Source organism: Amycolatopsis sp. SID8362, assembly GCF_010550475.1.
In the GTDB taxonomy this organism is placed as follows: domain Bacteria; phylum Actinomycetota; class Actinomycetes; order Mycobacteriales; family Pseudonocardiaceae; genus Amycolatopsis; species Amycolatopsis eburnea.
In genome coordinates, this window is record NZ_JAAGNB010001036.1 from 1 (window position 1) to 2,205 (window position 2,205).

Genomic DNA, 2,205 nt, shown 5'->3' on the forward strand with positions numbered 1-2,205 from the left:
CGGCGTCGACCGCTTCGCCCGCTCGCCGCATCGGCGTCCGGACCAGGCCGCGCAACAGCCACGGCAGCATCCCGGACGCGGCCTGCCTGCCGAGCACGGCGAGGTCCAGCCGGCTCAGCAGCTGCACCGGGGCGGGCGAAGCGAGCGCCGCGTCGAACAGCGCCAGGCCATCCACAGTGGACAGCGGGATCATGCCGCCGCGGCTCATCCGGCGCAGGTCGGCGTCGGCAAGGTCGGCGGCCATGCCCTGGGCCCAGGCACCCCACGCCATCGCGGTGCCGGGCAGACCGGCCGCCCGCCGCCGGGTCATCAGCGCGTCGAGGAACGCGTTGGCCGCGGCGTAGTTGCCCTGTCCCGCACCGCCCATGACACCCGCGGCGGAGGAGAACACGACGAACGCGGCCAGCGGCCGGTCCGCGGTCAGCTCGTGCAACGCCCACGCGGCGTCCACCTTGGGCCGGAACACGGCCTCGAACCGTTCCGGGGTAAGAGATTCCACGACACCGTCGTCGAGCACGCCCGCCGCGTGCACCACGGCGCACAGGTCCGGGATGTCCGCCAGCACCGCCGCCAAAGCCTCGCGATCGGCGACGTCACACGCGACCACGACGGCCTCGGCACCCAAGCCGGAAAGGTCCGAGACCAGCTCGGCGGCACCGGGGGTATCCGGGCCGCGACGTCCGGTCAGCACCAGCCGGCGGACACCCTGCGCGGCGAGGTGCCGGGCGGTGAGCGCGCCGATGCTGCCCAGACCGCCGGTGATCAGCACGGTGCCGTCGAGCACCGGCGTGTCCACATCGGACTCCGCCGGGCGCGCCAGGCGCAGCATCCGCAGTTCGCCGTCGCGGAGGGAAAGCTGGGGTTCCCCGGTGGCCGCCGCGGCGGCGAGGACGTCGTCGGCCAGGTCGTCGGTGTCGACGTCGAGCAGCACGAACCGGCCGGGGTTCTCCGACTGCGCGGCCCGCACGAGGCCCCACGCGGCGGCCGCGGCGAGGTTGGGATCGTCGGCGACCGCACCCCGCGTCACGAACACGAGCCGGGCGTCCGACGAGCCCGTGAGCCAGTCCTGCAGCAGCTTCAGGGTCGCGGCGGTCACTTCACGGACCTGAGCGGGAACCGAACCCGTGCCGGAAGGCAGCTCGGCGACCTCGATCGGACCGGAGAAGTCCCCGGCCGGTGCGGGCTGCCAGTCCAAAGTGAACAGTGCGTCGCGCAGGCTGCGGGAGGAGTCCAAGCCCTCGGCCGACACCGGCCGCGACACCAGGGAACCGATGGTGGCGACCGGCTTCCCGGCCGGGTCGGCCAGCGTCAGCGACACCGCGCCGGTGCCCGCCGGGACCAGCCGCACCCGGACTTCGGCGGCGCCCGCGGCGAACAGCGAGACGTCGGTCCACGCGAACGGCAGCCGTCCTTCCGGCGCCGCGTCCGGCGTGGCCAGGCCCGCCGCGTGCAACGTGGCGTCCAGCAATGCCGGGTGGACGCCGAAGCGTTCGGGGCCGTATTCGGCGTCGAGCGCGACTTCGGCGAACACCTCCTCGCCGCGTCGCCAGGCCGCGCGCAGTCCCCGGAACGCCGGTCCATAGTGGAATCCGGCCGTCTCGACGGCGTCGTAGATGCCCTCCACCGAAACGGGTTCAGCACCCGGCGGCGGCCACTCGCTCAGGTCCGGTCCCGGCGCGGCCGTTCCCGGCGCCAGGAAGCCGGTGGCGTGCCGCACCCACGGTTCGTCGAAGGCGGCGCCGTCGGGGCGCGAGTGCAGGCCGACGCTCCGGCGGCCCTCGCCGTCCGGCGCCCCGACCGCGAGCTGGACCTGGACGCCGTCGTCGCCGAGGACGAGCGGGGCTTCCAGCGTCAGCTCTTCGACGCGCCCGCAGCCCGCCTGCTCCCCCGCCCGCAGCGCCAGTTCCAGCATCGCGGTGCCGGGCAGCAGCACCGTGCCGAGCACGGCGTGGTCGGCCAGCCACGGGTGCGCCCGCCGGGACAGCACGCCCGTGAACAGGAAGCCGTCACCCCCGGCGAGCGACACCGCGGCGCCGAGCAACGGGTGTTCGGTCGCCCCCAGGCCGACCGAAGCCACGTCACCGGCGGTTTCCTTCGCCTCCAGCCAGTAGCGCTCGCGCTGGAAGGCGTACGTCGGCAGCGGGATCCGCCGCGCGCCGGTGCCCTCGAACACCGCGGCCCAGTCCGGTTCGCGGCCCCGCGTGT

1 protein-coding gene is annotated in these 2,205 nt (G+C 74.9%); it reads right to left on the reverse strand.

Translation table 11 applies throughout. From position 1 onward, the window contains the following. Positions 1-2,205 (reverse strand): type I polyketide synthase (locus tag G3I65_RS32505; protein ID WP_160699489.1); only part of this gene is annotated, 2,205 nt, incomplete at both ends.